Raw genomic sequence first — 26,627 nt, 5'->3', positions numbered from 1 at the left:
GTCAGCTCTGTCCCAGCGTCGCCAGCAGCCCACGTGCGGCGTTGAAACGGTCCGCGCCTTCCGGCAGCGGCAGTTTCACCCGCAGCTTGTCGGGGCCGTCCATCGCGTACAGCTTCGGCTGCTTCTGGATCAGCTGGATCAGCGCCATCGGGTCGATGCGCGGCTTGGCCTCGAACAGCACGCGGCCGCCGTTCTCGCCCAGGTCGATTTTGCGGATGCCCAGGGCGGTGGCCTGCAGTTTGAGCTCGGCCACGGCGAACAGGTGCTTGGCGGGGTCGGGCAGCAAGCCGAAGCGGTCGATCATCTCCACCTGCAGTTCGCGCAGGGTGGCGCTGTCGGCGGCGCCGCTGACGCGCTTGTACAGGGTCAGGCGGGTGTGGACGTCGGGCAGGTAGTCCTCGGGGATCAGCGCGGGCACGTGCAGTTCCACCTCGGCGCCGCGCGATTCGGGTTCGTCGGCATCGGGCAGGTGGCCGTGGCGGATCGAGCGCACCGCGCGCTCCAGCAGTTCGGTGTACAGGCTGAAGCCGACCTCGGCCATCTGCCCGCTCTGGTCCTCGCCGAGCAGTTCGCCGGCGCCGCGGATCTCGAGATCATGGGTGGCCAGGGTGAAGCCGGCGCCGAGCTCGTCCATCGAGGCGATCGCCTCCAGCCGCTTCTGCGCGTCGCTGGTGATCGCACGCTTGTCCGGCACCAGCAGGTAGGCGTAGGCGCGGTGGTGCGAGCGGCCGACGCGGCCGCGCAACTGATGCAACTGGGCCAGGCCGAAGCGGTCGGCGCGGTTGATGACGATGGTGTTGGCGTTGGGGATGTCGATGCCGGATTCGATGATCGTGGTCGACAGCAGCACGTTGAAGCGTTGCTTGTGGAAATCCACCATCACCTTTTCCAGCTCGCGTTCGGGCATCTGCCCGTGGGCGATGCCGATGCGCGCCTCGGGCACCAGTTCCTGCAGCTCGCGCTGCATGCGGCCGATGCTCTCCACGTCGTTGTGCAGGAAGTACAACTGGCCGCCGCGGGCGAGCTCGCGCTGGAAGGCCTCGCGCAGCAGCGCGCCGTCCCACTGGGTGACGAAGGTCTGCACCGCGAGGCGATGCGCGGGCGGGGTGGCGATGATGGAGAGGTCGCGGATGCCGGCCATCGCCATGTTGAGCGTGCGCGGGATCGGGGTGGCGGTGAGGGTGAGCAGGTGCACGTTGGCGCGCAGCGCCTTCAACGCCTCCTTCTGGCGCACGCCGAAACGCTGCTCCTCGTCCACGATCACCAGGCCGAGGTCGCGGAACTTCACGTCCGGCTGCAGCAGGCGGTGGGTGCCGACGATCACGTCGATCTCGCCGCGCGCGACCTTCTCCAGTTCCGCCTTGATCTCCTTGGTGGACTTGAAGCGCGACAGCACCTCCACCTTGATCGGCCAGTCGGCGAAGCGGTCGCGGAAGTTGCGGAAGTGCTGCTCGGCCAGCAGGGTGGTCGGCACCAGCACCGCGACCTGCTTGCCGGCGGTGGCGGCGACGAACGCCGCGCGCACGGCGACTTCGGTCTTGCCGAAGCCGACGTCGCCGCAGACCACGCGGTCCATCGGCTGGCTGGAGGCGAGATCGCGGATGACGGCCTCGATGGATGCGTGCTGGTCCGGGGTTTCCTCGAACGGGAACGCGGCGGCGAACGGCTCGTACATCGCGCGGTCCACGTCGAGCGCGAGGCCGGCGCGTGCGGCGCGCTTGGCTTGGATCTCCAGCAGCTCGGCGGCCACGTCGCGGACCTTCTCGGCGGCCTTCTTCTTGGCTTTGGTCCAGGCCTCGCCGCCCAGCGAGTGCAGCGGCGCGGTTTCCGGCGAGGCGCCGGAGTAGCGGTTGATCAAGTGCAACTGCGCGACCGGCACGTACAGGCGGTCGCCCTTGGCGTACTCGATCTCCAGGTATTCGGCCGGCTGGCCGCCGGCCTCCAGCACCACGAGCCCGCGGTAGCGACCCACGCCGTGGTCCTCGTGAACGATCGGCGCGCCCTCGGAGAGTTCGCCGAGGTCGCGAATGATCGCTTCGGGTTCACGCCCGGCACGGCGCGCACGGCGCGGCTGGGTGGCGCGCTCGGGGAACAACTGGCGCTCGGTGAGCAGGGCGACCTGCGGGGCGTCCAGGGCGAAGCCGTTGTCCAGCGGCGCCACCGCCACGGCGAAGCGCGCATCGCCGTCGAAGAAGGCGCCGACGTCGGCCAGCGTCTCGGGTTGCAGGCCGGCCGGCGCCAGCATGTCGATCAGCGCCTCGCGGCGACCGGCGCTGTCGGCGGCCAGCAGCACGCGGCCGGCGTAGCTGGCGAGGAAGGATTTCAGTGCGGCGGCGCCGTCGGCCTCGCGGGTGGACATCGGCACGTCGGGGGCGGGCTGGTCGCCCAGCGGCGCGGCCTGCTCGTACTGGGCGTGGGCGCTGTCGGCCAGCACCTCGATGCGTTCGCCCTGGTTGAGGCGCTCGCGCAGCGCGTCCGGCGGCAGCCACAGTTCGGCCGGCGGCAGCAGCGGGCGCTCGATATCGTGGCGGCGCTGCTCGTGGCGGTCGGCGATCTGCGCCCAGAACGTCTCGGCGGCCTGGCCGGCCCCCGGGGCGAGCACCGGCAGCGCGGTGTCGGGGAGATAGTCGAACAGCGTCGCGGTGGCGGCGCTGGCGTCGCGCTCGCCGAAGCGCTCGCGCGGCGGCTCGAAGAACAGCGGCAGGTAGTACTCCACGCCGGCCGGCGACAAACCGGATTTCAGGTCCTGGAACAGCGCGCTGTGGCGCTGGTCGATGTCGAAGCGCTCGCCCAGGGCGTCCATCGCGCGTTCGCGGGCGGCCTCGTCCAGCGGCACTTCGCGGCCGGGCAGCATGCGGATGGCGTCGACCTTGTCCAGCGAGCGCTGCGATTCGGGGTCGAAGCTGCGGATGGTCTCGATGTCCTGGTCGAACAGCTCGATCCGGTACGGCGCCTCGGCGCCCATCGGGAACACGTCGAGCAGGCCGCCGCGGACGGCGAAGTCGCCCGGGTCCAGCACCTGCGGCACGTGCCGGTAGCCGGCGGCTTCCAGGCGGCGCTTCTCGGCGTCCAGGTCCAGGCGCTGGCCGACGCGCATGTCGAAGGTCTGGCCGGCGATGTAGGACACCGGCGGCAGGCGCTGCATGAGCGTCTGCACCGGCACCACCACCAGGCCGCGGTCGAGCTGCGGCAGGCGGTTGAGCGTGGCCAGGCGCTGGGAGACGATCTCCGGGTGCGGGCTGAACTGGTCGTAGGGCAGGGTTTCCCAATCCGGGAATACCAGCACCGGCACGTCCAGATGCGCGCCCAGCGTGTGCAGGTCGGCCTCGAGCTGGTGCGCGTGCGGGTTGTCGCGGGCGACCACCAGCAACGGCCGACCATGGGTGTCGGCGGCGCGCAACAGCGCCCAGGCGAGTGCGGAGGTGGCCGCGGGGGCGCGCCAGAACGCGCGCTGCTGTCCTCGCCGCGGCAGCGGCGGAATGGAGGCGTCGGAGGCTTTCATCGAACCGCCCATTCTACCGGGTCGGCTCGCAGGCGATGAGAACGCGGGCCGGTGCAGACGCGAGTGCGCCGGCGTTTCGATGTGCCGACGGCGAGGGGCAGGCGGTGTCGCGAATGCCCTCATCCGCCCTGCGGACACCTTCTCCCGCGAGCGGGAGACGGGAGGCAGAGGCGATCTGCACACGGCTCGTGGTTCCAGGGCGCGTGCGGCGCGGGGTCAGCCCCCAAGACGGCAGAGAACGCGGAACTGGCCTCAGAGTTCGAGGATCAGCCGGATGGTGCCGGGCGTCTCGGAGGGTTCGCGACGGAAACCGAGCGATTCGGCCAGTGCCAGCATCGGCTGGTTGCTCTCCTGTACTTCGCCGACCATCCGCTGCAGCTTCTTGCCCTTTGCCCAGCGCACCAGGCGGCGCATCAGCTGGCGGCCCGCGCCCAGGCCGGCGATATAGCGGCTCACCAGGATGGTGAACTGACCATCGCGGGTGCCGGGGATCACCGCCACGCGCGCCACGCCACCCACCACCGCCTCGCCGGGTGGCAGCGGTTCGGCTGCGACCAGCGCGAATTCGCTTTTCGGGTCCGGCCGGGTCAGGCGGTCGGCCATTTCGGCGGTGAGCTCGGGCAGCGGCTCGACGAAGCGCTGGCGGATCTCTTCGGGACCGAGCAACGCGAAGCCCGCTCGCAGCGGTTCGGCGTCGTCGGGGCGGACGGGGCGGATCAGAAGTTCGCGGCCATTGGCCAGTCGGATCTGATCGTGCCAGGGCGGGAGTCGGTTGCGAGCGGCCATGCGACGGATGCTGACACTAGTCGGGTGAATACGCCTTCTAGAAGCTGAATAGGGTGTCAGCGCGCAGGACGGAGCCATTCGAGCCGGGCGGGCGGCGGGCTCGGACCAGGCTCGGCCAGCAGGGGCACGAGGGCGTCGAGCGTCGGCTCGAGCGTCGTGTCGAGCCGCCAGGGCGGATTGACCAGCAGCATGCCGCTGCCGTTCATCCGCAGGGGCGAGTCGTCCGGCCGGACCAGGAGCTCGCAGACCAGCACGCCGCCCGGCGCCTCGAGCGCGGCCGCCGCACGCAGTGTGCGTTGCAGGCTGCGCCGCTGTTTGATCGGGTACCACAAGGCATAAGTCGCCTGCGGCCAGCGTTGCAGACCCTCGCGGATCGCCGCCAGCGCCGGGGTGAATTCCTCCAGCTGTTGCTCGTAGGGCGGATCGATCAGCACCAGGCCGCGGTGGATCCGCGTGGCGCCGTCGCGTGGCGGCAGCAAGGCGCGCACCGCGGCGTACCCGTCGCGTGCGTGCACGGCGATGCGCGGATCGCCGCCGACGGCCGCCTTCAACGCCGCCGCCTCTTCTGGCTGCAGCTCGCAACAGGCGATGCGGTCCTGCGCGCGCAGGGCGTGCGCGAGCAGCCACGGCGAGCCGGGATAGGCATCGTCGCTGTGGGTGCCGCGGCAGACGTTGACCGCGCGCAGGTAGCGCTGCAGCAACGGGTCGCTGTCGCGCGCGTTGCGCAGGCGCAGGATGCCGCCCTCGGCCTCGCCGGTCCTGCGCGCCGCATCGCCGTGCAGGCGGTAGACGCCCTGGCCGGCGTGGGTGTCGAGGGCGAAGCAGGCGGCGGGCTTGGCGGTCAGCGCATCGCACAGCGCGAGCAGGACGACGTGCTTGAGGACATCGGCATGGTTGCCGGCATGGAAGGCGTGGCGGTAGTTCATCGCGCGCAGTGTACGCGGGCCCGCGGCGCGCCATACTGCGCGCCATGTCCGCTGCACGCATTCTCGTCGTCGAGGACGAACAGGCCATCGCCGACACCCTGGTCTATGCGCTGGGGCGCGACGGGCACCGCGTGCGGCACTGCCTGCTCGGGCGCGAGGCGCTGGCCGTGCTCGGCGAGGGCGCCGCGGACCTGGTGGTGCTGGACGTCGGCCTGCCGGACATCGACGGGTTCGAGGTCTGCCGGCGACTGCGTCGTTTCAGCGAGGTGCCGGTGATCTTCCTGACCGCGCGCGACGACGAGTTCGACCGCGTGCTGGGCCTGGAACTCGGTGCGGACGACTATGTGGCCAAACCTTTTTCGCCGCGCGAGCTCGCCGCGCGCGTGCGCGCCCGTTTGCGCCGCATGCCTGGGAGCGTGGAAGCGGGGCGCATGGGGGCGGGGACTGCAGCCGATGGCTGGCGCGTGCAAGGACGCTTCGCCATCGATGCGCAGGGGCTGCGGATCCGCTACCGCGACGTGGCGCTGCCGCTCACCCGCTACGAGTACGCGCTGCTGGCGGCGTTGTTGCAGCGTCCGGGGGCGATCCTCAGCCGTGCGCAGTTGATGGACCGCGGCTGGGATGGGACCAGCGACAGCGGCGACCGCACCGTGGATACCCACATCAAGACCCTGCGCGCGAAATTGCGCGCGGCCGGCGCCGAACGCGATCCGATCCGGACGCACCGCGGACTCGGTTACGCGATCGACGAGGACGCGGGCTGAGATGCGCATCGGCTTGCGGCTGTTCCTGGCGTTCTTCCTGATCGTGGGCGTCGCCGCGTTCTTCGTGATGCGCGTGTTCGTCAGCGAGGTGAAGCCGGGCGTGCGCCAGGCGCTGGAAGCCACACTGGTGGATTCGGCCAACCTGCTGGCCGGACTGGCGGCCGACGACTTGCAGGCCGGTCGCATCGGCGACGGCCGTTTCGCCCGCCAGCTGACGCTTGCCCAGCAACGCGATCCGGGCGCCGACGTGTGGGGATTTCCGAAACAGGGCGTGGACCAGACGGTGACCGTCACCGACGCGACGGGCAGGGTGGTGTTCTCCTCCGACGGCCGCGACCTCGGGCGCGACAATTCGCGCTGGAACGATGTCTACCGCACCCTGCGCGGCGAATACGGCGCCCGTTCCAGCCCGCAGGGCGACGGTGCCGACGACACGGTGATGCACGTCGCCGCGCCGATCTATGCGCCCGACGCGCCCGAGCGACTGATCGGCGTGCTGACCCTGTCCCAGCCCAACCGCAGCGTCGAGCCGTTCATCGTCGCCAGTCAGCGCAACATCCTGCAGCGCGGGTTGTGGCTGATCGGTTTCGCGGCGCTGGTCGGTGTGCTGATGACGTGGTGGCTGGTGCGCGGCCTCGGCGGGCTCAACCGCTATGCGCAGGCGGTGAGCCGCGGCGAACCGGTAGCGCCGCCCGCGCCGCGTCGCGACGAGATCGGCGATCTCGGCAACGCGCTGGAGGCGATGCGTCGCAAGCTCGAGGGCAAGGCCTACGTCGAGCAGTACGTACAGTCGCTGACGCACGAGATGAAGAGCCCGCTGGCGGCGATTCGCGGCGCCGCGGAGCTGCTGCAGGACCCGTTGCCGGAGCCCGAGCGCGCCCGTTTCGCAGGCAATATCCTGCTGCAGCAGCAGCGGTTGACCGAGACCATCGACAACTTGCTCGCGCTGGCCGAAGTCGAGCAGCACGGCTGGCTGCAGCAACGGCGGCCGGTCGAGGTGGGCGTGCTGTTGACGCAGGCGATGGATGCCGTTGCGCCTGTATTCCGCCGGGCCGCCGTGGCCCTGCGACGCGAAGGCGAGGGGGCCACGGCGGGGTGCCGGATCGAAGGCGACCCGTTCCTCCTGCGCCAGGCGTTGTGCAATCTGCTGGAAAACGCCGCCGCCTTCTCGCCCAGGGACGGCGAGGTGGTGCTGGCCGCGGCTGTGGCCGGTGGCGATCTGCGGGTCGTCGTGGAGGACCGCGGAACCGGCGTGCCCGACTACGCGCACGCGCGCGTGTTCGAGCGGTTCTACTCGCTGCCGCGTCCGGACGGCGGCGGCCGCAGTTCCGGGCTGGGTCTGCCGTTCGTGCGCGAGGTGGCGCGTCTGCACGGTGGGCAGGTGCGGCTGGAGAACCGCGAGGGTGGGGGCGCTCGCGCCACGCTGTCGTTGCCATTGGGGTAGCGGTTCCGATGCGGGTGCGGTCGCCGGCCTGCGCAGCCAGTGCTGCGTCGTACCGACGGGATCGGGAACGGATCGCCGGACGTGCAGCGTCCATCGAAACGCGCGACGGGCAGTCGCCGGCCGGAGATCGCCTGCCGAAGATCGCCGGCGATGGATGCGAACCGGGTCCTGCAATCGACTTCACACTCGCTTCAAACGGACTTCGACGAGCGCTCACCGAGGACGCGCAGAGTGGCGCACGGATTCCCGGATGAGGCGTTGCTGGATGAAATCGATTCGACTGGTCCTGCGGTTCGGCGTGATCGGTGCGCTGGTGCTGGCGTTGCTGGTGCCGCTGACGTTGATTCGCAGCGTGGTGCACGAGCGTGAACGGTACCGCGCCGAAGCGGTGCAGCGGGTGGCCGACAGCAAGGCCGGACCGCAGCGTCTGCTGGGGCCGGTCCGGGTGTTGCCATGGACGGAGGTGCGGCAGGTGCGCGAGGTCGACGCCGACGGGGTGCCGCGGCTGGCGACGCGGACGGTGCGCGGTCGTCAGCTGCAGATGCCGGCACAACTGGAGGTGGGCGGGGCGCTGCGGCCTGCGGAGCGGCGTATCGGGCTGTTCCGGGTCCAGGTCTACAGTTGGGACGCCGAGGTCGAGGCGAGCTTCGCGCCGCTGACGTACGCGGCCGTGCCCGGGCGGACGTACGAAGCGCCGTATCTCGCTTTCGGGCTGCAGGACGTGCGCGGCCTGGTCGGAACGCCCGAGGCGTCGCTCGACGGACGCGCGCTGAGGTTGCAGGCGGGGCTCCGCGCGCTGGAGGAACGGAGTCGTGGCGTCAGTGCGGATCTCGCGCCGCTGGCCGACGACGGGCAGGGCACCTTGCCGACGTTGGCGCGGGTCCGCTTCGCGGGCACGATCGACGGCACCCGCTCGCTGGAGATCGTGCCGCTGGGCGATGCCAATCGCATCGAGCTCTCGTCGGCCTGGCCGCATCCGCTGTTCGGCGGTCGCTTCCTGCCCAATGCGCGCGAAATCGGTGCCGAGGGCTTTCGGGCCGACTGGTCGCTGAGTGCCCTGGCGACCGCCGCGCAGACCCAGTTCGAGAGCGGCGAGACCCCCGATGCGGTGAAGGTGAGCCTGGTGGAGCCGGTGGATGTCTACACACAGGTCGACCGGGCGACGAAGTACGGGTTGCTGTTCGTGCTGTTGACGTTCCTCGCCTTCGGCTTGTTCGAGCTGATCCGCCGCTGGCCCATCCATCCGCTGCAGTATCTGCTGGTCGGGCTCGCGCTGGCGATGTTCTTCCTGGTGTTGCTGGGGTTGTCCGAGCACCTGCCGTTCGCCGCGGCCTATGCGGTGGCGGCGCTGGCCTGCATCGGGCTGCAGTGGATCTATCTGGCCGGGGTGCTGCGAAGCCGTCTGCGTGCCGGGGGGTTCGCGGGACTGCTGACCGCGCTGTACGGCACGCTCTACGGATTGCTGGTATCCGAGGATGCGGCGCTGCTGCTGGGTGCGTTGCTGCTGTTCGGCGTGCTGGCGGCGGTGATGTGGATCACCCGCGGAGTGGATTGGTATGCGATGGGTGCAGATCAGGCCGATCCCGCCGGGCGGGAGCGGGACGCGACCGTCTGATGCCACCGATGCCCCGGCGTGCCGCGACTGCGGCGCGCCGGGGTAGGGCCGCGCAAGACGAGCGGTGCCTCGGCCCGAGAGCCTTCTGCATCCGCAGCGCGTGCCGCGTGCGTGCGCCGCGTCGTCATCGACGGTCGCATGACACGCGGTCGATACAATCGTCCGATGCATTCACCTTCAAGCCCCATCGCGCCATCTCTCGACGTACGTTGCGTCGAGGGTGCGGATCTGCAGGCGCGGCTCGACGATGTCGCCCGCCTGCGCATCGCGGTCTTTCGCGATTGGCCGTATCTCTACGCCGGCGACATGGACTACGAGCGCAGGTACCTCGCCGCCTACGCGGCGTCGCCGGACAGCGTGTTCGTGCTGGCGTTCGACGGGGCGCAGGTGGTCGGGGCGTCGACGGGGCTCCCACTGGCCGACGACGACGACGCGTTCCAGCAACCGTTCCGCGCCTGCGGCGAAGACGTGGCGCGGGTCTTCTACTTCGGGGAATCCGTGCTGTTGCCGGGCTATCGCGGGTGCGGCGTCGGCCATGCCTTCTTCGACCGGCGCGAGGCACATGCACGTGGCCTCGGGCGGTTCGCATCGACGGCCTTCGCCGCGGTCGAACGCGAGCCTGCCGATCCGCGCCGGCCGGCGGGGCATCGCGGGCACGACGCGTTCTGGTCGGGGCGCGGCTACGTCCGCCGGCCCGAACTGCGGATGCGGCTCGGCTGGGACGAGATCGGTCAGGGCGCCTGCGACCACACGCTCACGTTCTGGACGCGGCCGGTGAACGGGGCGTCGGCGTCGGACGAGGCGCCGCGATGAAGGTCGCGGTGGCGCGGTATCCGATCGGCAAGCCGTCCGATTTCGCGGCGTTCGCCGAAACGCAGCGCGGCTGGCTGCGCGACGCCGCCGACCGCGGCGCCGAGATCGCGGTACTGCCCGAGTTCCTGTCGCTGGAGCTCGCGAGTGTGTTTCCGGTCGAGGTGAGCGCCGATGTACCGGCCTCGCTCGCGGCCATCCAGGCGTTGCGCACGGCATGGATCGCGCTGTACCGCGCGCTCGCCGTGGAGACCGGCATGCTGGTGCTGCCGGGAACGTTCCTGCTCGACCGGGGAGGCGGACGCTACCGTAACCGGGCCGATGTCTTCACGCCCGACGGCATGCACGGCTGGCAGGACAAGCTGCAACTGACCGGCTTCGAGAAGCAGGTGGGCACGATCGAGGGTGGTGACGCATTGCGCGTGTTCGAGTACCGCGGCCTGCGTTTCGGCGTCGCCATCTGCTACGACATCGAGTTTCCGCTGACGGTCCGCGCGCAGATGGAAGCCGGCGCGCGGCTGATCCTGACGCCCAGTTGCACCGATACCGTCGCGGGCGCGGGCCGGGTGAGGATCGGCTGCCTCGCCAGGGCGCTGGAGAATCGCTGCTTCGTGGCCCAGGCGGTGACCGCCGGCGACGCACCGTGGAGTCCTGCGCTGGACGTCAATACCGGCGATGCCACGGTGTACGCCCCGATGGATGTCGGCCTGCCGGACGACGGCATCGTCGCCACCAGCGCAGGCCGGGATGGCTGGACGCTGGTGGATGTGGACGTGGATGCGCTCGACGCGAGCCGTGCCCGCGCCCAGGTCGCCAACGATCGCGACTGGGCGCGTCAGCGTGCTCCCGACCTGCTCACCGCGCGGGTCGAGCGCCTGATCTGACCCCGGCGGTCCGCGCCCGATTGCGGGCGCGGTGGATCAGGCCAGTCCCAGCGCCATCGCGACGGCCGGGCCGAGCAGGATGGAGATCGTCGCCAGCAGTCCGCCGATGGCGATGGCCGCCAGCACGTCGCTGGGGTAGTGCAGGCCGAGGATCACGCGGGATGCGGCCACTGCGGTGGCGAACGGCAGCAGCCACCAGGTCAGCGCGGGTTGGTGCCAGATCGCCACGCCGCTGAAGGCGACCGCGTGCAGGGTGTGTCCGGACGGGAAGCTGAACTCGTCGAGCGGCGCCACCCAGGCGCGGATCCGGGTGTCGGCGGCGCACGGGCGCGGACGGCGCGTCCAGCGCTTGAGCCCCTTGTACAGGGTGAGCGCGACCACCCCGGTCGCGGCGAGGTGGGCGCTGGCGCGCAGGCCTTCCCAGCCGTCCGTCAGGATCAGGCCGGCCATCAGCAGATACCAGAACACGCCGTCGCCCAGGCGACTGACGCAGGCGAACAGGGCGAAGACCGGGCCGCGCTCGCACCAGCGGTTGGTGCGCAGGCACCAGCCTGCGTCGCGAGCGGTCCAGTCAGGCGGCGGCGAGGGTGGCGGATGCATCGGGGCGTCCCAGTCCGGCGAGAAGGCGGTCGAGATCGGCGCACACGGTGGCCGGCGACAGCGCCAGGGTCGCCTGGCGTGCCGCGAGGCCCATATCGCGGCAGGTCTCAGGTGCGCCGGCGAGCGCGAGCGAGGCGGCGACGAAGCCGGCGTCGTCTTCGACGCTGTGGCCGTGCGCGCCGTCGACGAGATGCTCGCGCGCCGCGCCGGTGTCGAACGCGACCACCGGCACCCCGCTGGCCATCGCCTCGAGCACGACGTTGCCGAAGGTCTCCGTGCGGCTGGGAAACAGGAACAGATCCCCTGAGGCGAGATGCTGCGCGAGCGCTCGTCCTTTCTGCATGCCGCAGAACACGATGTCGGGATTGTCCTGCTGGAGGCCTGCGCGCGAGGGGCCGTCGCCGACGACGACCATGCGCGCCGTGGGATGCCGCTGCTGGATCGCGCGGAATGCGGCGATCGCCAGCGGCAGGTTCTTCTCGGCGGCGAGCCGGCCGACATGGATCACCGCCAGGTCGCCGGAACCGAGCCCCCATGCATCGCGCAGCGCCCGGCTGCGCATGTGCGGCGAGAAGCGTTTCGTATCGACCGCACGCGGCAGCCGGCGCAGCGTGCGGAAGCCCTGCGCGCGCAGTTCGTCGGCCAGCGCCATCGTTGGGACAAGGGTGGCGGCCGCGGCATTGTGGAAGCGGCGCATCCAGCCCAGCGCGACCGGCGCCAGCGGCGCGATCCCGTAGTCGTGCATGTAGAGATCGAAGCGGGTGTGCAGACCGGTCGCCACCGGAATGCCCAACCGGCGCGCCGCGCGCAACGCCGACCAGCCCAGCGGCCCTTCGGTGGCGATGTAGACCGCATCCGGGCGCCGCGCGCGCCAGCGGCGCGTCAATGCGCCGCCCGAGGGATAGCCGAAACGCAGGCCGGGATAGCCCGGCAGGCTACCGCTGCGCACGAGCATGTCGGCCGACCCGGGGTGGCCCGTCGCATCGGCGACCTGGCGCGGACGGACGACATCCACCGCATGGCCGCGTGTGTGCAGCCCCTTGGCGAAATCGCGCACGGTCAACGCGACGCCATTGATTTCGGGGGGCCACGTCTCGGTCACCAGCGTGTAGTGCATGGCGTTCTCCTGAGTACGGCGGCAGCTTGCGACCGGAATGTGCCGCGATCGTGTCGCCGGGATGACGGTTGTGTGGCGTGCCGGAGCCCGTCACCGCGTGCGCACCGCTCTCGTCCGGGGCGCTGCGCGTCATATTTGAGTCACAAAAAGAACATGTCCCGGTCAGATTCCGGACCCACTCTTTGCACCGCGAATTCACGCGGTCGCCAATGCCGGTGGCCGACATCCCATATCCGAATCTGGAGCCTCACCATGCGTTCTTCCCTGCTTGCGCTTTCCGTCGCCGTTGCGCTCGGCGGCATTGCGCTTCCCGCGGCCGCGCAGGACGCCCGCGACCGCGAAGTCGCCGAGCTTCGGGCCCAGTTGCAGGCGCTTCAGGCCCGCATGGCCGAGCTCGAAGACCGCAGCGACGCGCAGTCCGAGATCAACATCGCCCAGCAGCAGGCGGCTGCGTCGGCGTCCAGCGCGCAGGTCAAGGTGGAGCCGCGCAACGGCGGTCTGCGGGTCACCTCGGCCGATGGCAACTCCGAGTTCTCGCTGGGCGGGCGCATCCATTTCGATGCCTACGCGTTCGACCGCGACCAGGCCGACGTCACCGGCACCAGCGAGTTCCGCCGCGCCCGCCTGACCCTGGCCGGCAAGGCCGCGGGCTGGGAGTACAAGATGGAGCAGGACTTCGCCGCCGGTAGCACCACCGACGGTTTCCGCGACGTGTTCATCGCCCGCGAGATGCTCGGCGGCAAGCTCACCATCGGTCACTTCAAGCCCTACCGCTCGATGGAGGAGATGACCAGCTCCAACGAGATCCTGATGATGGAGCGTCCGTTCGCCAGCGCCACCGGCGTCTACGCCGGTCGCCAGTTCCAGCAGGGTCTGGGCTATCAGACCAGCGGCGACAACTACAGCTTCGGCACCGCCCTGTTCAACCTGCGCAGCGCCTCCGGCCCGCGCAACGAGGGCATGGGCGCTTCGGCGCGCGCGACCTGGGCGCCGATCAACGACGACGCCAGCACGCTGCACTTCGGCGCGTCGTACAGCCACGAGAACCTCAACAAGGGGTCGGCCGATTTCTCGGCTTCGGCGGTCTACGCCGGCCGCCGCGGTCCGTCGCAGACCATCGCCACCACCACCGGCGCCAGCGGCGAATCGATCGACACCATCGGCCTGGAAGCGGCCGGTTCGTTCGGTCCGCTGTTCTTCCAGTCCGAGTACGCGCGTGCCACCTACGGTCAGGAGCTCGGTGGCGACCAGGATGTCGACACCTGGTATCTGATGGGCGCCTGGACGATCACCGGCGAACACCGCCCCTACCGCGTCGGCACCGGCGTGTTCAACTCGCCGCGTCCGAACGGTCCGGGTGGCGCGTGGCAGCTGACCGCGCGCTACGACACCATCGAGAACAAGGACGTGGCCGGCATGGAGGCCAGCAGCACCACCTTCGGCGTCAACTGGTTCATGAATTCCAACGTCCGCATGATGTTCAACTACACCCGCGGCGACAACGAGTTCCTCGGCGACAAGACCAATCAGTTCGCCGTGCGTACGCAGCTGAGCTTCTGATCCACCGCGCGATCGCCGATGCCGCCTCGACCCGGTCCTCTCCCCGGGGTGCAGGCGGCATCGGCGTGTCTGGCCCCGGTAAAACGAAGGCCGCCCTGTCGGAGAAAGCAGCGCGCCGGATCGCTGAGGCGAGGTCCGCATTCCCGGTAGCGCCGTGGTGGAACAGGTGCATCGAAGCGCGGTCGCTGCGAGGACAGCGCCCAGCGAGGCCGGCCGTGCTGGCCAGTCGCCGTCAGTCTCCGGCAGGCGTCTTGTCGCGATACCGGCACAGATCGCGGATCACGCAGGTGGGACATTCCGGTTTGCGCGCCTTGCACACGTAGCGCCCGTGCAGGATCAGCCAATGGTGCGCATCGAGCAGGAAATCGGGCGGCACCCGCTTCAGCAGCGCGTCTTCCACCGCGCGCACGTTGCGCCCCGGCGCCAGACCGGTGCGGTTCGAGACGCGGAAGATATGCGTATCCACCGCCATCGTGGGTTCGCCGAAGGCGGTGTTGAGCACGACGTTGGCGGTCTTGCGACCGACGCCGGGCAGGGCTTCGAGCGACGCGCGGTCGCGCGGGACCTCACCGCCGTGCTGTTCGACCAGCATGCGGCAGGCGGCGATCACGTTGCGGGCCTTGGCGTTGAACAGGCCGATGGTGGCGATGTAGCGCTTCAGGCCGTCCTCGCCCAGGGCCAGGATCGCCTCAGGCGTATTGGCGACCGGGAACAACCGCCGGGTGGCCTTGTTGACGCCGACGTCGGTGGCCTGCGCCGAGAGCGTGACCGCGACCAGCAGCTCGAACGGCGAACTGTATTCGAGTTCGGTGACGGGTTTCGGATTGAGTTCGGCGAGGCGGGTGAACAGCTCGCGGATCTCGGCCCGGGTGAGCGTGGGGCCACGGCGGCGGGCGGGTGAAGAGGTCGGCATGTCGAGGTCGGAACGTCTGCGTGGGCGGGCGACGGTCGTGGCCGCCGCGTGGCCTGCGTGGATGGGGACGGATGGGTGATGGGTGACCGTGCGGATCCGGTTGCGATTGCCGTAGGGGAGCGTCTGCCGACAGGGGCGACCGGTCAGCGCCCCTTGGCACGCGCCGTCGCCCGGGCCAGGGCCGCCGCTGCCGCCGGGGGCAGTGCCGGCCGGCCGGCCGAAGGCGCGGCTGCGGCCGTGCGTGCCTGTCGTTTCGCCTCGCGGTCGGCGGCCAGGCGTGCGTGCCTGTCGTCGCGCGCCTGGTGGCGCGCGCGGGCCGCCCATGCGATCAGCAGGCGGTCGCGCGCGTCGCGGAGGGTGGCCGCCTCGTCGGGCGCCATACGTGCCAGCGCCTCGTCGCCGAGCGACGCCAGGCCGGCGTCGATGGCGGCATCGACATCGTCGTCGGCGAGCAGTGCGAGCAGGCGGCGCGGGTCGGGCAGGCCGGATGTCGGCAACGCGGCGGGGCAGGAGGCCGGCATGGCGGGACGCCGAAGCCGCTCAGCGACCCGCGAAGGCGGGCTTGCGACGGTCCAGAAACGCGCGAGTGCCTTCGCGCATGTCGTCGGTCGCGAACATCAGGCCGAACTGCGCGGTCTCGTAGGCCAGTCCTTCCTCCATCGCGCATTCGCCGCCGACATGGATGCAGTCGAGGATGCCGCGCAGCGCAAGCGGCGCGGCCTGGGCGAGCTGGTCGGCGAGGGCATCGATGGCTTCGTCCAGCGCATCGGCCGCCGCCACCTTGTTGACGATCCCCAGGGCGAGGGCGCGGTCGGCGACGACCGGGCTGCCGGTCAGACACAGTTCCAGCGTGGCGGCGCGTCCGGCCAGGCGCAGCAGACGCTGGGTGCCGCCGAAGCCGGGAATCAGGCCGAGGTTGATTTCCGGCTGGCCGATCTTGGCCGTGTCGGCGGCGACGCGCAGGTGGCAGGCCATCGCCAGTTCGAGGCCGCCGCCGAGGGCGAAGCCGTTGATCCGGGCGATCACCGGCTTGGGAAAGGTTTCGATCCGCCGCATCAGGCGCTGGCCGCGCTGGGAGAAGTCCCGGCCGGCCACGGGCGGCAGGTCGGTCATCTCGGCGATGTCGGCACCCGCCACGAACGCCTTGGGGCCGGCGCCGGTGAGCACGATCACCCGGACCGTCTCGTCTGCCGCGGCCGCATCGAATGCCGCAAGCAGGGCGTCGAGGGTGGCGGCGTTGAGCGCGTTGAGCTTGTCGGGCCGGTTGACGGTGATGGTCCGGACGGCGCCGCGGTCGGCAGTCAGCAGCAGGGATTCGGTCATGATTTGTTCGGGTTTTGTTAAATGAAAGACGACATCGATGAACGCCGGGGCAGGTCGAGGGAACTCGGCGCGTTCCGGCCTGTCAGATCGGGCGCTGTCGTTGGCAGTTGAGCCCGGCCGCCGCTATGCTAACGCGTTCGTTCGTGGCGCTCCTGTGCGGATTTCCCGTGCGGTCACGGCGACGTAATCCCAACCGAAATTTCGGAGATCCACCGCATGAAGTTGCGTTTGCTTGCCGTCTCCCTGGCGGCCCTGACCCTCGGCGCCGGCAGTGCCATGGCGCAGAACACCTCGACCGAGCAGGGTCAGCTGAGCTACGCGCTCGGATACGACCTGGGTCGCAACCTCGTCGAAAGCGGCGAGCAGATCGACGTCGACACCGTGATCCAGGCCGTTCGCGACGGTTATGCGCGGCGCGATCCCACGGTGCCGGTCGAGCAGCTGCGCGGCGCGGTCGAGAACATGCAGCAGCGCCAGCTCGCCCAGGCGCGCCAGGAGTTCGAGCGTGTCTCCACCGAGAACAAGACCCGCAGCGACCAGTACCTGGCGCAGAACCGCTCGAAGTCGGGCGTGCAGGCGCTCGATGGCGGCGTGCAGTACCGGGTGATCGAGGCTGGCAGCGGCGCGCGCCCGAACCCGAACAGCGAAGTCACCATCAACTACAAGGGCAGCCTGACCACCGGCCAGACCTTCGTCGACACCACCGCTGCGCAGGAAGGCCAGCAGGCCGGTCCGGTGAGCGTGCGGATCGACCAGATCCCGCTGGAGGGCCTGCGCGAGGCGCTGGCGCAGATGCAGACCGGTGCCCGCTGGGAAGTGGTGCTGCCGCCGGACAAGGCCTACGGCAACACGCCGCAGTCGCCGGTCGGGCCGAACCAGGCCGTGGTGTTCGAGGTGCAGCTGGTCAGCGTCAACTGACGATCGCCCTGGCCGACGTCCGATCCGCAGAAACGCCGCCTCCGGGCGGCGTTTCTGCGTCCGGGGTGCGCGCGGTCGGAGTGGACCGCCGACGCGGCGTTTTGCCCGCAGCCGGGTCGGTCACACGGGCACGAACTAGAATGAGGCGATGAGCGTCCCACCTTCCGCCCCCATGCTCACGCCCTGCATCGGGGTCTGCATGCTCGATCCCTCCGGCCTGTGCGATGGCTGTTACCGCACCGGCGACGAGATCGCACGCTGGTCCCGTATGAGCGATGCCGAACGTGCCCACGTCATGGACGTGGTCTTGCCGGAGCGCGAGGCGGCTAGGACATGACCGCGCCGTCGCTCTCGTTCGATACGCTGGCGCGCGCGCTGCATCCGTTGCAGCGACCGCCGCAGGGCGAGGGCTGGAATCTCGACGAAGTCCACGACCTGCTGCCGGCCGCACGCCGGCATGCCGACGCCGGCGTGCTGGTCGGGGTGGTGCCGCGCGAAGACGGGCCGCGGGTGGTGTTGACGCTGCGCAACGACAGCCTGCGCCATCACGCAGGGCAGGTCAGTTTTCCCGGCGGCCGCTGCGAGCCCGACGATCGCGATGCGCTCGACGCCGCCCTGCGCGAGGCGCACGAAGAGATCGGCCTGCCGGGCACCCAGGTCCAGGCCCTTGGATTCCTCGATCCGTTGCTGACGGTGAGCGGATTCCGGGTGCTGCCGACGGTGGCGCGGATCGCGCCCGAGTTCGCGCCGCGGCCGGATCCGTCCGAGGTCGCCGAGGTGTTCGAGGTGCCGCTCGCGTTCCTGCTCGCCGACACCAACCTCGAGCGCATCGGCATCGACTACAACGGCCGGCGACGCCAGGTCCTGCAGTTCCGGAGCGACCCCCTGGTCACCACGCACCGGATCTGGGGCGTGACCGCATCGATCCTGTTCAACTTGCGCCAGCGCCTGGCCGCGATGTCGGAGGCGGCGGCATGAGCGCGCACTCCGCTTCGAGCTGGCGGACGCTGGTCGCCTGCGAGGAGGTGCATGCCGCGCTCGATGCATCGCGGCAGCGGGCGACGGCGGAGGGTTCAGCGGCGAGGGCCGGCGCGACGACGGGCCGGGCGCCGGCGGAGCTGGTGGTGGTGGACTGCAGGTTCTCGCTGTCCGCGCCTGCGGCGGGTGCGGGGGCCGTCGAGGCGACGGGCGAGGCGGCATGGCGAACCGCGCGCATCCCGGGCGCGCGCTATGCGCATCTCGACCGCGACCTGTCCGGGCCGCATCGGCCCGGTGCCGGTCGCCATCCCTGGCCGGATCCCGTCGCGTTCGCGACGACCATCGCCGGCTGGGGTATCGGACCGGATACGCGCGTCGCGCTGTACGACGATGGGGACGGCGCGATGGCCGCGCGCCTGTGGTGCCTGTTGAGAGCCTCCGGCCATCGCGAGGTCGCGGTGGTGGACGGTGGCTGGGCGCGCTGGCGCGAACTGGGCCTGCCGCAGGAGACAGGCGCGCCGGCAGCCGTCGCGGTACCGGCCATCCGTCCGGCGACATCGCATTGGCGCGCACCGCCCTTGGATGCGGACGATGTTCGCGCCCACCTGAAGGCCGGCCTGCCGCTGATAGATGCGCGTGCCGCAGCGCGCTTCCGCGGCGAGACCGAACCGCTCGACCGGGTGGCCGGCCATGTGCCGGGTGCGCTGAACCGGCCGTATGCCGAGAACCTCGAGGAAGGGCGTTTCAAGTCGGCGACCGTGTTGCGTGCGGAGTTCCTGGCGCTGCTCGGCGAGCACGAGCCCGGACAGGCCGTGCTGATGTGCGGTTCCGGCGTGACCGCCTGCCATCACCTGCTGGCGATGGCGCACGCCGGTCTCGATGGCGCTCGGCTGTATGCCGGATCGTGGAGCGGCTGGATCGAGAACCCCACGCGCCCGGTCGCGACCGGATCCGCCTGAGGCCTGCGTCAGGATGCAGGCCGGGGCATGACCTAGCGTTTGCCCAACCGCGCCACCAGGGCCTGCAGCGCCGCCTGGGCATCCGGTGCGAACCAGCTTTCGAGCATACGCGGCAGGTCGATGGCCTCGGGTGCCAGTGCGTCGACCAGATCGGCGCGCGCCAGGGCCCGGGTGGCCAGCATCGGCGCGCGCGGCAGCGCGGCCAACGTCTGCAGATGCGCCAACGCGCGCGTCAGCACTTCGTCGACGCCGGCGACTTCGTCGACCAGCCCGCAGGCCAGGGCCTGGTCGGCGTCGAGCATCATTCCGCCGACGCCCATACGCTCGGCCTGGCGCAGGCCGACGGTCCGTTGCAGCAGGCGCAGGATGCCGGGGGGCAGGGCCAGACCCACTTCGGTCTCGTTGAGGCCGATGCGGAAGCTGCCGGCGGCCATGATGCGCAGGTCGCAGCACAGCGCGAGCACGCAGCCGCCGGCCGGCGCGTGGCCGCCGATGGCCGCGACCACCGGCACCGGGCAGCCGGCAAGGGCGCGAGCGGCGTCGAAGAACGAGGTCCAGGCCGCTTGCAGGGCCGCACGGTCGCGCTGGACCGACAACAGGTGGGGAACATCGAGACCGCCGGAAAACACCTTCGGCCCGCCGGACAGCACCAGGCCGTCGGCCCCGGCGTCCACGGCCCCGGCGATGGCCGCGCACAGGGACTCGCACAGCGCGGGGTCGAGGGCGTTCACCGGCGGGCGCGCGAGGCGGAGTTCGTGGATGCGTTCGTGGACGGCGGTCTCGATCAGGGCCATGGGGCGGCTCGACAGGAAGGGACGCCACATCATAGATGCGCCGGCGTATGGATGCGGCAACAAGGCAGACCGCGGCAGGCATACTGCGCCCGCGCCCGCGTCGGCACGCTCCGCGCGGACTCGGCTCTAAACCTTTCGGCCCTCCGCCGCATCCAACCCGGCATGTCACAACAGACCGCATCGTCGGCCACGGCCTCCAGCGCACCCCTCGACCCCGCCGAGGACGTGGCGCTGGCGCGTGCCGCTGCGGCGGGCGACGCGGCGGCGTACGCGTCCATCTACCAGCGTCATGCGCCGAGGCTGTATGCCGTCGTGTGGCGCATCTGCGGCCGCCATGCCGCACGTGCCGAGGATGTGCTGCAGGAAACCTTCCTCAAGGCTTGGCGCGCGCTGCCGGGGTTCCGCTTCGAAAGCGCGCTCGGCACCTGGCTGCAGCGGCTGGCGGTCAACACCGCGCTGATGGAACTGCGCGGTCGCGGCGATGTCGACCGCCTGGCCGACGGCGAAGACGCGCTCGAGGACCTGGCCGCCCGTCCGCGCTGCACCGGCACCGCCCTCGATCTGGAACGCCTGATCGCGGGGCTTCCGCCCAGGGCACGTGCGGTCCTGGTGCTGTACGACATCGAAGGCTGGACCCATCCTGAAATCGCCGAGGCGCTGGACATGGCCGTCGGCAGTTCCAAGGCACAGTTGCATCGCGCCCGCAGCTTGTTGCGTGAGCGCCTGGGAGAACCCGCATGACCCATCCGAACGTCCCGAGCGACGACGACCTGCAGCGCAGGCTGCGCGACCTGCCGCGTGCGATGACGCCACCGGACCGGGTCTGGGAGGCGGTGGCGCAGGGCATCGCCGTCGAACCGCGAGCTGCAGGTGCGCACACGGGCATGCACACCGGTGCACCGTCCCTCTCCGAAGCCGCGACGGCCCGGCAGCGCCGCCGCCGGCGGTGGGGCGGTGTCGGCATGGCGATGGCTGCGGTTCTGGCGGTGGTGGCCGTCCTGCCGATGCTGCACACGCCCGGTGCCGATCCCGTGCTCACCCCCGCCGAGGCGCAGGCCGAGGCGATCGCCGCGGAATACGGCAACGCGATCGCCGCCTTGCCCGACGCGCGCGCATCGGACGAATTGCGCCCCGCGCTGGACGAGCTCGACCGCAGTGTCGAAGCCATCCACGCCGCCATCGCCGAAAGCCCGGATGCCGGTTTCCTGGTCGGGCAACTGCGTCGCGCCTACGACCAGCGGCTCGAATTGACCCGTCTCGCGTCGCTCGACGGCGCCTTCAACATCGCACCGAGGACTTCCCCATGAGTATCCGTCTCCGACTCCACCAGGTTTCCAGGGACGTGGTCCCGCGCAACCGCGTCCACGCGACGTGGCCGGTGCTGCTCGCGCTGCTTTGCCTGCTGGCGATGCCGGCGCTGGGCTGGGCGCAGTCGCGCGTGGATGAGCGCCATCCGCTCGCGAGCGGCGGACGTATCGAGGTCGAGAACGTGGCCGGCAGCGTGCGGGTACGGGGCTGGGATCGCGACGAGGTGGCCATCACCGGCAGCCTTGGCCGGGATCTCGAGTTGGAGGTGGACGCCAGCCGCAACCGGATTCACGTCAAGGTCGCCCAGCCGCGCAGTGGGCGGGGGGCGCCTGCCGAGATCGAGCTGCGGGTGCCGAAGGGGGCCGAGCTGCAGGTCACGACGGTCAGCGCGTCGATCGAGATGGCCGATGCGGACCTGCGTCGCCTGCAGGCCCGCTCGGTGAGCGGCCGGCTGGATGCCTCCGGTCGCGCGCAGGAGGCGTCGCTGTCGACCGTCAGCGGTGCCATCGAGTCGCGCCTGACGACGGGCCGGCTGTCGGTGGACACCGTCAGCGGCCGAGTGCGTGCAGGCGGCGGCATCACGGGCGAGATCGAGGCGAAGACGGTGTCGGGTTCGATCGCGCTGGAACTGGAGCGCGTGGAGCGGCTGCGTGCCGAGACGGTGTCCGGCAGCCTGGAGGTCGGCGCGCGCGCGCTGGCGCCGGGCGGTCGCGTGGCGATGGAAAGCGTCAGCGGCCGCGCCGCGCTGACGCTGCCGGCGAACGCTTCCGCGCGGCTCGATATCCAGTCCTTCAGCGGCGGCATCCAGTCCGATGCCGGCGAGGTCGAGCGGCCGCGGTACGGTCCTGGGCGCAGCGTGCGGACCCAGCTCGGCAGCGGCAACGGCGACGTGTCGATCAAGTCGCACTCGGGTAGCGTGCGGCTGTCTCTGGGGCGCTGAGGCGGCGGTCCTCGTCGTGTCCGGGAAGAGGTGTGTCTCTCCGTTGCGGATTGCTGGCAACGGTTACGGTGACGGTGAAGAGCGTCGGTGTTCTCGCTTCGCTTCTTCTCGTCTCGACCTGAGGGGCCCCGCCGTAGCCGGCAGGCCCTTGCGGCGAATGTCCCCCGGCCACCGCCATGCGGCGGCGGCCTCCTCCTTGATTTCGCGCAACGGCCTACCGGCCACGACGGGGATCGGCTTGCGGATCGCGCGGAGCGTCGTCACCGGGTCGCTCGCCTTTTACGTTTTGGACGACCGTGAATCCCCATCGTCGGGGCGAAGACTCTGGACGCCCACACGCCCGGCAGCCGCCTCAAGCTCTACCGCGTCGGGCTGTGCTCGCAAGTCGGGGGGTGAACGATCGTTCGATCGTGTCGCTTTCGTCCGCTGCCCTCATCGGTGATGAATCCGCCAGAAGACATCGATAAAAAAGCCCACCGCAGGGCATTCCGACGGCTGCGCACCGCACGCTCCGCAAGCCGAAGCCCCGTCGGGACCGGTGGCCTTCTCGGCGAAATCAAGGAGGAGGCCGCCGCCGCATGGCGGTGGCCGGGGGACATTCGCGCGAGGAGGCTGCCGGTTCCGGCGGGGCCCATCAGCTCGCCGCGTCGCGGAACGAAGCGGGGCATCTCGCGCCTTTCGCCGTGGGCCAGGATGCCTTGGCGACATCGCGTCGCCCGCGGAGTGCAACGCACGCATCCCTGACGACTTACGCTCTCCCGACGACACGCGCGTCGCCGTCCAGGCTCATCCCCCGGCGGCGCGGCGCACGGCGTCGGGGAGCGGAGTGGGGCGGCCGCTGGTGCGGTCGATCCAGACCATGACCACGTGGCCGTCGGCGTACAGCGGCGTGCCGTCCTCGCCGACGATGCGATGCGACACCGTCACGCTGGTGGTGCCCAGCCGCTCGCAGGCGAGTTCGACCACCACGTTGGCGGGATAGGGAATCGGCACCTTGTAGTTCATCTGCACCGCGGCCAGCAGCGGCGCGGTGGTTTCGGTGACCCAGTCCTCGTCGAGCGACTCGAACCAGCGGATCCGCGCCTCTTCGAGATAGGTCATGAAGTTCGAGTTGTTGACGTGATTGAACGCGTCGAGGTCGCGCCAGCGCAGCGCGATCGGCATGCGGAACAGGGGTTTGGGGGCGTCGCTCATCGGCTTGGTCGGGGCTCGGGTCGGGGGTGGGACGGTGGGCACCCTGGGCTTCATCGGCTGCGGCGGGTGGCGGTCTTCTTCGCGGTTTTCCGGGTGGCCGTCTTCTTGGCTGCGGCCTTGGCCGGCCTGGCGGCGGGTGGTGTCGCTGACCGGGCGCGGGTCGCCGAGGCGTCGGCAGCCGGCGCGGTCTCGCTGTGCGCGTCGGCGCCGGTTGCGGGCAGCATCCGCGCCAGGAACTGGCCGGTGTAGGAGCCCGGTATCGCCGCCACCTGCTCGGGCGTGCCTTCCGCGATGATCCGGCCGCCGCGATGGCCGCCTTCGGGGCCCAGGTCGACGATCCAGTCCGCGGTCTTGATCACATCGAGGTTGTGCTCGATCACCACCACGGTGTTGCCGTCGTCGCGCAGCTTGTGCAGCACCGCCAGCAGGTGCTCGATGTCGTGGAAGTGCAGGCCGGTGGTGGGTTCGTCGAGGATGTACAGGGTGCGCCCGGTGTCGCGGCGCGAGAGCTCCTTCGACAGTTTGACGCGTTGCGCCTCGCCGCCCGACAGCGTGGTCGCCGGCTGGCCGAGGCGGATGTAGCCCAGGCCCACGTCGACCAGGGTCTCGAGCTTGCGCGCGATCGCCGGCACCGGCTGGAACAGCTCCAGCGCGTCCTCGACGGTCATGTCGAGCACGTCGTGCACGCTGTGGCCCTTGTAGAGGATCTCCAGCGTCTCGCGGTTGTAGCGCTTGCCGGCACAGACGTCGCAGGGCACGTAGACGTCGGGCAGGAAGTGCATCTCCACCTTGATCAGGCCGTCGCCCTGGCAGGCCTCGCAGCGGCCGCCGCGCACGTTGAAGCTGAAGCGCCCGGGCGAGTAACCGCGCGCACGCGCCTCCGGCACCTGTGCGAACAGTTCGCGCAGCGGGGTGAACAGGCCGGTGTAGGTGGCCGGGTTCGAGCGTGGGGTGCGGCCGATCGGCGACTGGTCGATGTCGACCACCTTGTCGAACAGGTCCAGCCCCTCGATCTCGCGATGCGGAGCGGGCGTGTGCGAGGCGCCGTTGATCTCGTTCGCGGCCAGCGCGTACAAGGTGTCGTTGATCAGCGTCGACTTGCCCGAGCCGGACACGCCGGTGATCGCGGTGAACAGCCCGGACGGGATCTTCAGGTCAACGTCGTGCAGGTTGTTGCCCGAGGCGCCCTTGAGCTTGAGCACCATCTTGGCGTTGGCCTTGTGGCGCTGGGCGGGAATCTCGATCTTCTTCCTGCCGGACAGGTACTGGCCGGTCAGCGAGCGCGGCGCGGCGATCACGTCGTCGTAGCTGCCTTCGGCGACCACTTCGCCGCCGTGCACGCCGGCACCGGGGCCGATGTCGACGATGTGGTCGGCCAGGCGGATCGCGTCCTCGTCGTGCTCGACCACGATCACCGTGTTGCCGAGGTCGCGCAGGCGGGTCAGCGTCTCCAGCAGGCGCTCGTTGTCGCGCTGGTGCAGGCCGATCGACGGCTCGTCGAGCACGTACATCACGCCCACCAGGCCGGCGCCGATCTGCGAGGCCAGGCGGATGCGCTGCGCCTCGCCGCCGGACAGGCTGTCGGCCTTGCGCTCCAGGGTGAGGTAGTCGAGGCCCACGTCGACCAGGAAGCTCAGCCGCTCTCGGATCTCCTTGACGATCTTCGCCGCGATCTCGCCGCGCCAGCCGGGCAGGGTCATCTGGCCGAAGAACGCCAGCGCATCGCCGATCGGCAGGACCACGATGTCGGGCAGCGGACGGTCGGCGACGAACACGTTGCGCGCCGAGCGGTTCAGACGCGCGCCGTCGCAGTCGGTGCAGGGACGGTCGCTGATGTACTTGGCCAGTTCCTCGCGCACCGCGCCGGACTCGGTCTCGCGGTAGCGGCGCTCGAGATTGGGAATGATCCCCTCGAAGCGGTGCTTGCGCTGGCTGCGGCTGCCTGACTCGGTGTAGTACGTGAAGCTGATGACCTCGTCGCCGCTGCCGTACAGCACCGCCTGGCGGGCCTTCTCGCCGAGGTCCTGCCACGGGGTGTCGACGTCGAAGCGATAGTGCTTGGCGAGCGAGGCGATGAGCTGGAAGTAGTAATGGTTGCGGCGGTCCCAGCCGCGCACCGCGCCGGCGGCCAGCGACAGTTCGGGATGCACGACCACACGCGCCGGGTCGAAATACTGGCTCACGCCCAGGCCGTCGCAGGTCGGGCAGGCGCCGACCGGCGAGTTGAACGAGAACAGGCGCGGTTCGAGCTCGGGCAGCGAGTAGTCGCACACCGGGCAGCTGTAGCGCGAAGAGAACAGCACCGGATCGGCGTCGGGCGCGTCGAGCGAGCGCACCGCGGCCATGCCGTCGCCGAGCTTGAGCGCGGTCTCGAAGGATTCGGCCAGGCGCTGTTTGATGTCGTCGCGCACCTTGAAGCGGTCGATCACCGCCTCGATGGTGTGCTTCTGCCGCAGCGCCAACGTCGGCACCGCGTCGATCTCGTAGACCTCGCCGTCGACGCGCACGCGCACGTAACCCTGCGCGCGGAGTTGTTCGAAGATCTGGGCGTGCTCGCCCTTGCGCTCGCGCACCACCGGCGCCAGCAGCATCCAGCGCTGGTCGCGGCCTTCATCGGTGGCGCCAAGGGTCAGCACGTGGTCCACCATCTGGCTCACCGTCTGCGCTTCCAGCGGGTAACCGTGGTCCGGGCAGCGCGGGATGCCGACGCGCGCGTAGAGCAGGCGCAGGTAGTCGTAGATCTCGGTGATGGTGCCGACGGTCGAGCGCGGATTGTGCGAGGTCGACTTCTGTTCGATCGAGATCGCCGGGCTCAACCCCTCGATGTGATCGATGTCGGGCTTCTCCATCACGCTGAGGAACTGCCGGGCGTAGGCCGACAGCGACTCCACGTAGCGGCGCTGGCCCTCGGCGTAGATGGTGTCGAACGCCAGCGACGACTTGCCGGAGCCGGACAGGCCGGTGATCACGATCAGCTTGTCGCGCGGCAGGTCGAGATCGATGTTCTTGAGGTTGTGGGTACGGGCACCGCGGATGCGGATGTAGTCCATCGCCATCGGGTCGGGAATCCGGGGTCGTCCGGCTGGCCGGGCCGGGAAGGTGGGGGGTCGTACGGCCGGGGCGGAAAGCCAATCGGGCAGCCTACCGAAGCCCCCGTGATGGGGGCAAACGCCGGAATCTCCAGCGCCGGGGGGATGCTGACCGGGGGCCGTCTCGCGGATTGAGACAGGTCCGGGGGCGACTTGACCGTAACTGACTGAAAGGCCTAGAATTCCGCTTCTGTCCGGCCTCG

Annotated in this window: 22 protein-coding genes and 1 pseudogene; 12 read left to right on the top strand and 11 right to left on the bottom strand. The window is 70.4% G+C overall.

The window, feature by feature from the left end; all coding sequences use genetic code 11:
• Position 1 precedes the first annotated feature (1 nt).
• The 3 genes from mfd to RG19_RS09895 all read right to left on the bottom strand — a co-directional run bounded on the left by mfd (position 2) and on the right by RG19_RS09895 (position 5,214).
• Positions 2-3,502 (bottom strand): transcription-repair coupling factor, encoded by a 3,501-nt coding sequence (gene mfd, locus RG19_RS09905; RefSeq protein WP_058836538.1) that lies wholly within the window; start codon positions 3,500-3,502, stop codon positions 2-4.
• A gap of 252 nt (positions 3,503-3,754) precedes the next feature.
• Positions 3,755-4,288 carry a GNAT family N-acetyltransferase gene (locus RG19_RS09900; RefSeq protein ID WP_058835130.1) on the bottom strand — a complete coding sequence of 178 codons (534 nt, stop codon included), beginning with the start codon at positions 4,286-4,288 and terminating at the stop codon, positions 3,755-3,757.
• Positions 4,289-4,344: 56 nt separating this feature from the next.
• A complete protein-coding gene (locus RG19_RS09895) occupies positions 4,345-5,214 on the bottom strand; it encodes a 23S rRNA (adenine(2030)-N(6))-methyltransferase RlmJ (protein ID WP_058835129.1) in 870 nt (289 codons plus the stop codon).
• A gap of 32 nt (positions 5,215-5,246) precedes the next feature.
• Between RG19_RS09895 and creB the strand changes: the two genes are divergently transcribed.
• The 5 genes from creB to RG19_RS09870 all read left to right on the top strand — a co-directional run bounded on the left by creB (position 5,247) and on the right by RG19_RS09870 (position 10,731).
• The gene (creB, locus tag RG19_RS09890) at positions 5,247-5,978 is read left to right on the top strand and encodes a two-component system response regulator CreB (RefSeq protein WP_274377959.1); all 732 of its coding nucleotides are present in this window, start codon (positions 5,247-5,249) and stop codon (positions 5,976-5,978) included.
• A gap of 1 nt (position 5,979) precedes the next feature.
• Positions 5,980-7,422: a two-component system sensor histidine kinase CreC gene (creC, locus tag RG19_RS09885; protein ID WP_058835128.1), complete on the top strand. Its 1,443-nt coding sequence runs from the start codon at positions 5,980-5,982 to the stop codon at positions 7,420-7,422.
• Positions 7,423-7,687: 265 nt separating this feature from the next.
• Positions 7,688-9,037 (top strand): cell envelope integrity protein CreD, encoded by a 1,350-nt coding sequence (gene creD / locus RG19_RS09880; protein ID WP_058835127.1) that lies wholly within the window; start codon positions 7,688-7,690, stop codon positions 9,035-9,037.
• Positions 9,038-9,202: 165 nt separating this feature from the next.
• Positions 9,203-9,850 carry a hypothetical protein gene (locus tag RG19_RS09875; RefSeq protein ID WP_058836536.1) on the top strand — a complete coding sequence of 216 codons (648 nt, stop codon included), beginning with the start codon at positions 9,203-9,205 and terminating at the stop codon, positions 9,848-9,850.
• On the top strand, positions 9,847-10,731 hold the full coding sequence (locus RG19_RS09870; protein ID WP_058835126.1) for a carbon-nitrogen hydrolase family protein: 885 nt from the start codon (positions 9,847-9,849) through the stop codon (positions 10,729-10,731). Before RG19_RS09875 ends, RG19_RS09870 begins: the two co-directional genes overlap by 4 nt.
• A 36-nt stretch (positions 10,732-10,767) precedes the next feature.
• Here the strand turns inward: RG19_RS09870 and RG19_RS09865 are convergent, their stop codons facing one another.
• Positions 10,768-11,331: a phosphatase PAP2 family protein gene (locus tag RG19_RS09865; protein WP_058835125.1), complete on the bottom strand. Its 564-nt coding sequence runs from the start codon at positions 11,329-11,331 to the stop codon at positions 10,768-10,770.
• Complete coding sequence (locus tag RG19_RS09860) at positions 11,303-12,448, bottom strand: glycosyltransferase family 4 protein (protein ID WP_058835124.1); 1,146 nt, start codon at positions 12,446-12,448, stop codon at positions 11,303-11,305. Before RG19_RS09860 ends, RG19_RS09865 begins: the two co-directional genes overlap by 29 nt.
• 252 nt (positions 12,449-12,700) lie before the next feature.
• On the opposite strand from RG19_RS09860, the gene RG19_RS09855 reads away from it, so the two are divergent.
• The gene (locus RG19_RS09855; protein ID WP_058835123.1) at positions 12,701-14,008 is read left to right on the top strand and encodes a porin; all 1,308 of its coding nucleotides are present in this window, start codon (positions 12,701-12,703) and stop codon (positions 14,006-14,008) included.
• Between the two features lie 232 nt (positions 14,009-14,240).
• On the opposite strand, the gene nth is transcribed toward RG19_RS09855, so the two are convergent.
• From nth to RG19_RS09840, 3 genes are all read right to left on the bottom strand, one after another.
• Positions 14,241-14,921 (bottom strand): endonuclease III, encoded by a 681-nt coding sequence (gene nth / locus RG19_RS09850; RefSeq protein WP_058835122.1) that lies wholly within the window; start codon positions 14,919-14,921, stop codon positions 14,241-14,243.
• Between the two features lie 143 nt (positions 14,922-15,064).
• On the bottom strand, positions 15,065-15,442 hold the full coding sequence (locus tag RG19_RS09845; protein WP_058835121.1) for a hypothetical protein: 378 nt from the start codon (positions 15,440-15,442) through the stop codon (positions 15,065-15,067).
• 19 nt (positions 15,443-15,461) lie between these two features.
• Complete coding sequence (locus RG19_RS09840; protein WP_058835120.1) at positions 15,462-16,244, bottom strand: enoyl-CoA hydratase/isomerase family protein; 783 nt, start codon at positions 16,242-16,244, stop codon at positions 15,462-15,464.
• Between the two features lie 216 nt (positions 16,245-16,460).
• Here RG19_RS09840 and RG19_RS09835 point away from each other — a divergent pair, with 216 nt between their 5' ends.
• From RG19_RS09835 to RG19_RS09820, 3 genes and pseudogenes are all read left to right on the top strand, one after another.
• The gene (locus RG19_RS09835) at positions 16,461-17,162 is read left to right on the top strand and encodes an FKBP-type peptidyl-prolyl cis-trans isomerase N-terminal domain-containing protein (RefSeq protein WP_058835119.1); all 702 of its coding nucleotides are present in this window, start codon (positions 16,461-16,463) and stop codon (positions 17,160-17,162) included.
• A gap of 148 nt (positions 17,163-17,310) precedes the next feature.
• Positions 17,311-18,140 (top strand): annotated as a pseudogene (locus tag RG19_RS09825) (NUDIX hydrolase).
• Positions 18,137-19,099 (top strand): sulfurtransferase, encoded by a 963-nt coding sequence (locus tag RG19_RS09820; RefSeq protein ID WP_058835116.1) that lies wholly within the window; start codon positions 18,137-18,139, stop codon positions 19,097-19,099. The pseudogene RG19_RS09825 and the gene RG19_RS09820 overlap by 4 nt, the downstream one beginning before the upstream one ends.
• Before the next feature lie 32 nt (positions 19,100-19,131).
• Here the strand turns inward: RG19_RS09820 and RG19_RS09815 are convergent, their stop codons facing one another.
• A complete protein-coding gene (locus RG19_RS09815; RefSeq protein WP_058836535.1) occupies positions 19,132-19,893 on the bottom strand; it encodes an enoyl-CoA hydratase/isomerase family protein in 762 nt (253 codons plus the stop codon).
• A gap of 162 nt (positions 19,894-20,055) precedes the next feature.
• On the opposite strand from RG19_RS09815, the gene RG19_RS09810 reads away from it, so the two are divergent.
• The 3 genes from RG19_RS09810 (at position 20,056) to RG19_RS09800 (ending at position 22,141) form a co-directional block, all read left to right on the top strand.
• Positions 20,056-20,634: an RNA polymerase sigma factor gene (locus tag RG19_RS09810; protein ID WP_058835115.1), complete on the top strand. Its 579-nt coding sequence runs from the start codon at positions 20,056-20,058 to the stop codon at positions 20,632-20,634.
• On the top strand, positions 20,631-21,200 hold the full coding sequence (locus tag RG19_RS09805) for a hypothetical protein (protein WP_058835114.1): 570 nt from the start codon (positions 20,631-20,633) through the stop codon (positions 21,198-21,200). The genes RG19_RS09810 and RG19_RS09805 overlap by 4 nt, the downstream gene beginning before the upstream one ends.
• Positions 21,201-21,301: 101 nt before the next feature.
• Positions 21,302-22,141, top strand: a complete 840-nt coding sequence (locus tag RG19_RS09800; protein ID WP_058836534.1) for a DUF4097 family beta strand repeat-containing protein — start codon at positions 21,302-21,304, stop codon at positions 22,139-22,141.
• A 786-nt stretch (positions 22,142-22,927) separates the two neighbouring features.
• Here the strand turns inward: RG19_RS09800 and RG19_RS09795 are convergent.
• Both RG19_RS09795 and uvrA read right to left on the bottom strand, forming a co-directional pair.
• Positions 22,928-23,335 carry an acyl-CoA thioesterase gene (locus tag RG19_RS09795; protein WP_058835113.1) on the bottom strand — a complete coding sequence of 136 codons (408 nt, stop codon included), beginning with the start codon at positions 23,333-23,335 and terminating at the stop codon, positions 22,928-22,930.
• 50 nt (positions 23,336-23,385) lie between these two features.
• Positions 23,386-26,391, bottom strand: a complete 3,006-nt coding sequence (gene uvrA, locus RG19_RS09790; protein ID WP_058835112.1) for an excinuclease ABC subunit UvrA — start codon at positions 26,389-26,391, stop codon at positions 23,386-23,388.
• Positions 26,392-26,627 lie beyond the last annotated feature (236 nt).

The sequence above is a fragment of the Luteimonas abyssi genome (genome assembly GCF_001482195.1).
Classification (GTDB): Bacteria; Pseudomonadota; Gammaproteobacteria; order Xanthomonadales; family Xanthomonadaceae; genus Luteimonas; species Luteimonas abyssi.
This window is presented reverse-complemented; position numbering and strand designations above follow the sequence as displayed.

Bases quoted from the DNA above. Each gene is read 5' to 3' on its own strand.
- mfd (WP_058836538.1), bottom strand. From the start codon at position 3,502: ATGAAAGCCTCCGACGCCTCCATTCCGCCGCTGCCGCGGCGAGGACAG.
- RG19_RS09900 (WP_058835130.1), bottom strand. From the start codon at position 4,288: ATGGCCGCTCGCAACCGACTCCCGCCCTGGCACGATCAGATCCGACTG.
- RG19_RS09895 (WP_058835129.1), bottom strand. From the start codon at position 5,214: ATGAACTACCGCCACGCCTTCCATGCCGGCAACCATGCCGATGTCCTC.
- creC (WP_058835128.1), top strand. From the start codon at position 5,980: ATGCGCATCGGCTTGCGGCTGTTCCTGGCGTTCTTCCTGATCGTGGGC.
- creD (WP_058835127.1), top strand. From the start codon at position 7,688: ATGAAATCGATTCGACTGGTCCTGCGGTTCGGCGTGATCGGTGCGCTG.
- RG19_RS09875 (WP_058836536.1), top strand. From the start codon at position 9,203: ATGCATTCACCTTCAAGCCCCATCGCGCCATCTCTCGACGTACGTTGC.
- RG19_RS09870 (WP_058835126.1), top strand. From the start codon at position 9,847: ATGAAGGTCGCGGTGGCGCGGTATCCGATCGGCAAGCCGTCCGATTTC.
- RG19_RS09865 (WP_058835125.1), bottom strand. From the start codon at position 11,331: ATGCATCCGCCACCCTCGCCGCCGCCTGACTGGACCGCTCGCGACGCA.
- RG19_RS09860 (WP_058835124.1), bottom strand. From the start codon at position 12,448: ATGCACTACACGCTGGTGACCGAGACGTGGCCCCCCGAAATCAATGGC.
- RG19_RS09855 (WP_058835123.1), top strand. From the start codon at position 12,701: ATGCGTTCTTCCCTGCTTGCGCTTTCCGTCGCCGTTGCGCTCGGCGGC.
- nth (WP_058835122.1), bottom strand. From the start codon at position 14,921: ATGCCGACCTCTTCACCCGCCCGCCGCCGTGGCCCCACGCTCACCCGG.
- RG19_RS09845 (WP_058835121.1), bottom strand. From the start codon at position 15,442: ATGCCGGCCTCCTGCCCCGCCGCGTTGCCGACATCCGGCCTGCCCGAC.
- RG19_RS09840 (WP_058835120.1), bottom strand. From the start codon at position 16,244: ATGACCGAATCCCTGCTGCTGACTGCCGACCGCGGCGCCGTCCGGACC.
- RG19_RS09835 (WP_058835119.1), top strand. From the start codon at position 16,461: ATGAAGTTGCGTTTGCTTGCCGTCTCCCTGGCGGCCCTGACCCTCGGC.
- RG19_RS09820 (WP_058835116.1), top strand. From the start codon at position 18,137: ATGAGCGCGCACTCCGCTTCGAGCTGGCGGACGCTGGTCGCCTGCGAG.
- RG19_RS09815 (WP_058836535.1), bottom strand. From the start codon at position 19,893: ATGGCCCTGATCGAGACCGCCGTCCACGAACGCATCCACGAACTCCGC.
- RG19_RS09810 (WP_058835115.1), top strand. From the start codon at position 20,056: ATGTCACAACAGACCGCATCGTCGGCCACGGCCTCCAGCGCACCCCTC.
- RG19_RS09805 (WP_058835114.1), top strand. From the start codon at position 20,631: ATGACCCATCCGAACGTCCCGAGCGACGACGACCTGCAGCGCAGGCTG.
- RG19_RS09800 (WP_058836534.1), top strand. From the start codon at position 21,302: ATGCCGGCGCTGGGCTGGGCGCAGTCGCGCGTGGATGAGCGCCATCCG.
- RG19_RS09795 (WP_058835113.1), bottom strand. From the start codon at position 23,335: ATGAGCGACGCCCCCAAACCCCTGTTCCGCATGCCGATCGCGCTGCGC.
- uvrA (WP_058835112.1), bottom strand. From the start codon at position 26,391: ATGGCGATGGACTACATCCGCATCCGCGGTGCCCGTACCCACAACCTC.